The sequence below is a fragment of the Paractinoplanes polyasparticus genome (assembly GCF_019710575.1).
Taxonomy (GTDB): Bacteria; Actinomycetota; Actinomycetes; order Mycobacteriales; family Micromonosporaceae; genus Actinoplanes; species Actinoplanes polyasparticus.
The window spans coordinates 362027-368442 of record NZ_JAHWFK010000031.1 but is presented as its reverse complement, the minus strand read 5'-3'; the positions used below and the strand labels follow the sequence as shown (position 1 = coordinate 368442).

At 68.8% G+C, this 6416-nt stretch carries 5 protein-coding genes; all 5 read left to right on the top strand.

Annotation, left to right across the window (positions count from 1 at the left end; genetic code table 11):
- On the top strand, positions 1-725 hold a 725-nt coding region (locus KXC43_RS28740; RefSeq protein ID WP_498370566.1), incomplete at its 5' end, for a beta-xylosidase family glycoside hydrolase.
- Between the two features lie 12 nt (positions 726-737).
- Positions 738-2426 carry a cellulose binding domain-containing protein gene (locus KXC43_RS28735; protein ID WP_221379271.1) on the top strand — a complete coding sequence of 563 codons (1689 nt, stop codon included), beginning with the start codon at positions 738-740 and terminating at the stop codon, positions 2424-2426.
- Positions 2427-2447: 21 nt separating this feature from the next.
- Positions 2448-3860, top strand: a complete 1413-nt coding sequence (locus KXC43_RS28730; RefSeq protein WP_221379270.1) for a glycoside hydrolase family 62 protein — start codon at positions 2448-2450, stop codon at positions 3858-3860.
- 244 nt (positions 3861-4104) lie between these two features.
- Positions 4105-5457, top strand: coding sequence for an extracellular solute-binding protein (locus KXC43_RS28725; RefSeq protein WP_221379269.1), 1353 nt, complete (start codon positions 4105-4107; stop codon positions 5455-5457).
- A 20-nt stretch (positions 5458-5477) separates the two neighbouring features.
- Complete coding sequence (locus tag KXC43_RS28720) at positions 5478-6416, top strand: carbohydrate ABC transporter permease (RefSeq protein WP_308129295.1); 939 nt, start codon at positions 5478-5480, stop codon at positions 6414-6416.

The window sequence follows — 6416 nt, the reverse complement described above, 5'->3', positions numbered from 1 at the left end:
TGGCCCCGATCACCTGGAGCGGCGACGGCTGGCCGGTCCTGCAGACCGTCAACGGACGGTGGGGAGCCACCTATCCGCGGCCCAACCTGCCGTGGCGGCCGGTGGCCCCGATGACCGGCAACGACACCTTCACCGGCACCACGCTCGGGCCGCAGTACGAATGGAACCACAACCCGGACACGTCCAAGTTCAGCGTCGGCAACGGTTTGCGGCTGTCGACCGCTACCGTCACCAACGACCTGTACAACGCTCGCAACACCCTGACCCGGCGCATACAGGGTCCGTCCTCGACGGCGACCGTGCAGCTCGACTACTCGGCGATGGCCAACGGCGACCGGGCCGGCCTGGCCATGCTGCGCGACCAGTCGGCGTGGATCGGCATCCGCAAGGACAACGGCGTCACCCGGGTCTCGATGACCAACGGCCTCACCATGTCCACCAACGGCTGGGGTACGACCGGGACAGGCGTCGAACAAGCCGGGGCGCCTGTCAGCGGCGGGCGGATCTGGCTGCGGGTCAGCGCGGACATCCGGCCCGGCTCCGGCCGCACCGCGACGTTCTCGTACAGCACCAACGGCAGCACGTTCACCAGCCTGGGACCGCCGTTCACGCTCAACAACAACTGGCAGTTCTTCATGGGCTATCGCTTCGGCCTGTTCGACTACGCCACCCAGGCGCTGGGCGGTTCGGTCACGGTCAACCAGTTCGCCGTCAGCACCCCCTGATCAGGAGCGCTCATGAAACGCAGAAGAAGTGCCGCGGTAGCCTGCGCCGCCGGCGTGCTGCTGGCGTCGGCCGCGGTCGCCGTGGCTCTTCCGGCCGGAGCCGCCGCCGCGGGCTGCTCGGTCCGGTACGCCGTGTCGTCGCAGTGGCAGGGCGGCTTCGGCGCCGACGTCGCCCTGACCAACCTCGGCGATCCCCTCACCGGGTGGACACTGACCTGGTCGTACGGCGCCGGGCAGACCGTCACGCAGGCCTGGAACGCGACGGTGACCCAGAGCGGGTCGGCCGTCACCGCCCGGAACGTCAGCCACAACGGCACAGTGGCCACCGGTGGCACGGCGTCGTTCGGCTTCAACGGCTCGTGGACCGGCAGCAACCCGGTCCCGACCGCCTTCGCCGTCAACGGGGTCGCCTGCACCGGCGGCACGACGCCGACCACACCGCCCACCACACCGCCGACCACGCCACCGGCCGCGACGCCGGACATCACGGTGAACACGGCCACCCGGTATCAGACGGTGGACGGATTCGGGGCGGCGACGCCGATCTGGGGCGGCGCCTGGTCCACGGCCGAGACGCAGACGCTGGTCGGGACGGGCGCCGGCCAGCTCGGCCTGTCCATCGTGCGGACCGGGATCTCGCCGGTCTCGAGCGAGTGGCCGGCTCAGGTGAACGCGTTGAAGACCGCCAAGTCGTACGGCTCGGGAGTCAAGATTCTGGGATCGCCGTGGACGGCGCCCGCGGCCTGGAAGACGAACAACAGCCGGGTCAACGGAGGCAAGCTGAGAACCGACTACTACGACGACTACGCCGGCCATCTCAACAGCTACGTCCAGTACATGCGCGGCCAGGGCGTGCCGATCGACGTCACCTCGGTGCAGAACGAGCCGGACTGGCACCCCGACTACGACTCGATGGACTGGAGCGGCACCGAGCTGCGCGACTTCCTCCGTACGCAGGGCGCCAAGGTACAGAACACCAAGCTGATGGTGGCCGAGGCGGTGAATCTGAACTACGGCTACACCGACCCGACACTCAACGATGCGAGCGCCCGCAACGCCATCGGCTACATCGGCGGGCACCTGTACGGCACGGAGGACTCGGGCCGGCTCAAGCCGTACACCCTGGCCGAGCAGAACAACAAGCCGGTGTGGATGACCGAATGGAACTTCCACGAGGCCGACGGCAACGGCTCGAACATCTGGGGCAACCCCGGCAACCAAGCCGTCTGGAACGAGACGCTCGACGACGTCATGCGCACGGTGCACAAGTCGATGGAGTCGAACTGGAACGCCTACATCTGGTGGTACGGCAAGCGGTACTACTCGTTCATCGGTGACGGCGAGGCGGCTTACGGCACCACCGCCGGGGCTCCGCTCAAGCGGGGGTACGCCTTCTCCCAGTACGCCAAGTACGTCCGTCCCGGCTATCAACGGGTCGCCCTGACGAAGAGCTCCAAGGCGAGTCCGCTCGAGGTCACCGCCTATCAGGGCGGCGGGAAGATCACGCTGGTCGTCCTCAACCGGTCGGCCGCCGCCGTCAGCAACGCCGTGCTCCAGGCGCCACAGAACATCACCCGGGCCGAGCACTTCCTGACCTCGCAGAGCGCCAACGCGGCCGGTCAGCCGGTCGGCGTGAACGGCGGGCAGGTCACCGTGAGCCTCCCCGCCCGCAGCATCTCCACCGTCGTTCTCACCCTCTGACGTCCCCCACCAGGAGGAAACATGAAACAGCACAAGAAACGCGCCGGCCTGGCCGCGGCCGGCATCGCGGCCCTGGCCTCAGCCGGAGCACTCGTGGCGCTGCCCGCGAACGCCGCGGCCGCCGGTTGTTCGGTGGACTACACCGTGTCGTCGCAGTGGCAGGGCGGCTTCGGCGCCGCCGTGTCCGTCACGAACCTGGGCGACGCGCTCAACGGCTGGACGCTGACGTGGTCGTTCGGCGCCGGGCAGACCGTGACCCAGGCCTGGAACACGTCGCTGACGCAGAGCGGATCGGCGGTGACCGCCAGAAACGCGAGCTACAACGGGGCGCTTCCGGCCAACGGCACGGTCTCGTTCGGGTTCAACGGCTCCAACCCGGGCAGCAACCCCGTCCCGACCAGCTTCGCGCTCAACGGCGTGGCGTGCACGGGCAGCACGACTCCGACCACCCCACCGACCACGCCGCCGACGACTCCGCCCACCACGCCGCCGACGACTCCGCCCACCACCACGCCGCCGCCGGCCACCTGCTCGCTGCCGTCGTCGTACCGGTGGAGCTCGACCGGGCAACTGGCGACGCCGAGATCCGGCTGGGTGTCCCTGAAGGACTTCACCGTCGCTCCCTACAACGGACAGCAACTGGTCTACGCGACCACCCACGACACCGGCACCCGCTGGGGCTCGATGAACTTCGGCCTGTTCAGCAACTACTCGCAGATGGGCTCGGCCAGCCAGAACGCGATGAACTCGGCCACCGTCGCACCGTCACTGTTCTACTTCGCCCCCAAGAACATCTGGGTCCTTGCCTACCAGTGGGGCGGACCCGCGTTCTCCTACCGCACCTCGAACGACCCGACCAACCCCAACGGCTGGTCCGCCGCGCAGACCCTGTTCACCGGCAGCATCACCGGATCCGGCACCGGACCCATCGACCAGGCCCTGATCGGTGACGGCACCAACATGTACCTGTTCTTCGCCGGTGACAACGGCAAGATCTACCGAGCCAGCATGCCGATCGGTAACTTCCCCGGCAACTTCGGCTCGTCCTACACCACGATCATGAGTGACACCACCAACAACCTGTTCGAGGCACCCCAGGTCTACAAGGTCCAGGGCCAGAACCAGTACCTGATGATCGTCGAGGCCATCGGCGCCAACGGCCGCTACTTCCGGTCCTTCACCGCTACCAGCCTGGGCGGCTCGTGGACACCCCAGGCCGCCACGGAGAGCAACCCGTTCGCGGGCAAGGCCAACAGCGGCGCCACCTGGACCAACGACATCAGCCACGGCGAGCTGCTGCGCACCAGCGCCGACCAGACCATGACCATCGACCCGTGCAACCTGCAACTGCTCTACCAGGGCCGCTCCCCCAGCTCGGGCGGCGACTACGGTCTTCTGCCCTACCGGCCGGGCCTGCTGACCCGGCAACGCTGACCCACCGACGCCGCTGACCCACCGACGCCGCTGTCCGCCGCTCGCACGGCGGGCAGCGGCGTGTGTCATGGAGCCCTCCCACGACCGGCCACTTTTCGCATTCCGGATCTCGGTCTTCTGACCTTGCGAAAGTCCAGCGGTTGCCCGGGCACCCAGCACGGCGGGAGGCTCGAAGACGTCCACGTGACAGCTTCCCCGCCGGCGCGTCCCGCGCACTCGCGGGCTGTGTACGGCCGGGAGGGACATGACCATGCATGTGCCGCGCACGCCGCACGCCGGGCTGAGCCGCCGCCGTCTGCTGGGCGGGCTGGCGGCCGCGGCCGGCGCCGGCGTCCTGTCCGGATGCTCCTCCGACGTGCTCAGCGGGCTGACTGCCTCGCGGGAGGAGGCCGGAACGCTGGCCTACTGGAACCTGTTCGGCGGCGGTGACGGCGTCCGGATGCAGCAGATGCTCGACACCTATCAGCGCGACCACGCACAGGTCGCGCTGAGCGCGACCACCCTCGCCTGGGGCAACCCCTATTACACCAAGCTGTCGCTGGCGACGATCGGCGACAAGCCGCCGGACGTCGCGATCTCCCATCTGACCCGGATGAAGAACATGGTCGAGGCCGGCCTGCTGCAGGAGCTCGACCCGGCCGCCCTGGCCCGGCACGGCCTGGCCGCCGACCGGTTCACCCCGCGGACGTGGGAGGCCGGTCTCGTCGACGGCCGGGCCTACAGCATTCCGCTGGACACCCACCCGTTCGTCATGTTCTACAACACCGACGTCTGTGAGAAGGCCGGTCTGCTCGGCGCGGACGGCGCCCTGACCCCGCTGGACAGCCCCGAAGCCTTCACCGACGCGATGCGCCGGGCCAAGCAGGTCACCGGGGCGTACGGCGGGGTGGTGGCCTCGATCAGCGAGACCTCCACGCCGTGGCGGATCTTCCAGTCGCTCTACTCCCAGCTCGGCGGTCAGGTGATCAGCGACCAGGGCCGGGAGGTCGTCATCGACGACGCCAAGGCGACCGAGGTGCTGACGTTCCTGCGCTCGCTGACCAGCGACGGCCTGTTCCCGGCGGTGGCCGACTACCAGGGCTCGATCGCGATGTTCGCCGAGGGACAGGCCGGGTTCTACTTCCAGGGCGAGTGGGAGATCTCCACCTTCCAGACGGCGAAGACGCCCTTCTCCATGACCCTGTTCCCCCATCTCTACCGCGAGGGCCCGTACGCCGTGCAGGCCGACTCGCACACCTTCGTGCTGCCCCGGCATCCCGACACCAGCCCGGAACGCCTCGACCGGGCGCTCGAGTTCGTCGCCTCGATGCTCGATCAGAGCCGGACCTGGGCCGAGGGCGGCCATGTCCCGAGCTACCGGCCGTTCCTCGAGAGCGCCGAGTTCCGCGATCTCAAGCCCCAGTCCAACTACGCCGCTGCCGCCGAGGCGGCCGCCTACGACGCCGAGGGATGGTATTCCGGTTCCGGCTCGAACTTCGAGATCGTGACCGGATCGGCCATCGGCGCAGTCATCGCCGGCCAGTCCACACCGGCCACGGCAGTGGGCCGGATGCGGTCGGCGCTGCGCGATCTGGCCCGCACGCCGTCGCCGATCTGATCCTCTCGAGGAGGTCGCTGGTGTCCACCGAGACCGTCACCCCCGCTGCCCGGCCGGTGCAGCCGCCGGAACCTTCCACGGCGCGACCGCCCGGGCAGGGCCGAGCGGCGACCGGCTTCCTTCTCCCGTTCGGGCTGCTCTACCTGGCGTTCATTCTCGGCCCGGCGGTGTACGGGCTGATCATGAGCTTCTTCGACGCCAGCCTGGTGCGGCCCGGCCTGGGCGGGTTCGCCGGGTTCGGCAACTACACCGAGGCGTTGCAGAGCGCCGACTTCTGGTCGTCGCTGTGGCACACCCTGTGGTTCACGATCCTGACCACCCCGCCGCTCATCGTGCTGGCGTTCGTCTTCGCGCTGCTGGCCGACCGGGTGAGCCGCGGCCGGTGGTTCTTCCGGCTGGCCTTCTTCGCGCCCTTCATCCTGCCGTCGGCCGTCGTCGCGCTGATCTGGATCTTCATGTACACGCCCGAACTGGGTCTGCTCGAGGTCGGGCTGGCCAAGATCGGCGTCACCGCCCCGGCCTGGCTCGGCGATCCCACCTGGGCCATGCCGTCGCTGGCGGTCACCACCATCTGGTGGACGCTCGGCTTCAACTTCATCCTCTACCTGGCCGGGCTGCAGGAGATCCCCCGCGACCTGTACGAGGCGTCGGCGATCGACGGCGCGGGCCCCTGGCAGCAGATCCGCCGCATCACCATCCCCATGCTCGGGCGCACGACCACGCTGGTGGCCGTCCTGCAGGTGATCGCGTCGCTGAAGGTCTTCGACCAGATGTACCTGATGACCACCGGCGGCCCGGACTTCGCCACCCGTTCGGTCCTGCAGTACGTCTACGACCAGGGCTTCACCAACTTCCGGCTCGGCTACGCCGCAGCTGTCTCGATGCTGTTCTTCCTCGTCGTGCTGGCCGTCTCGGCCGTGTGGTTCACGATCGTCCGGCGCCAGGAGAAGGAGGTCTGA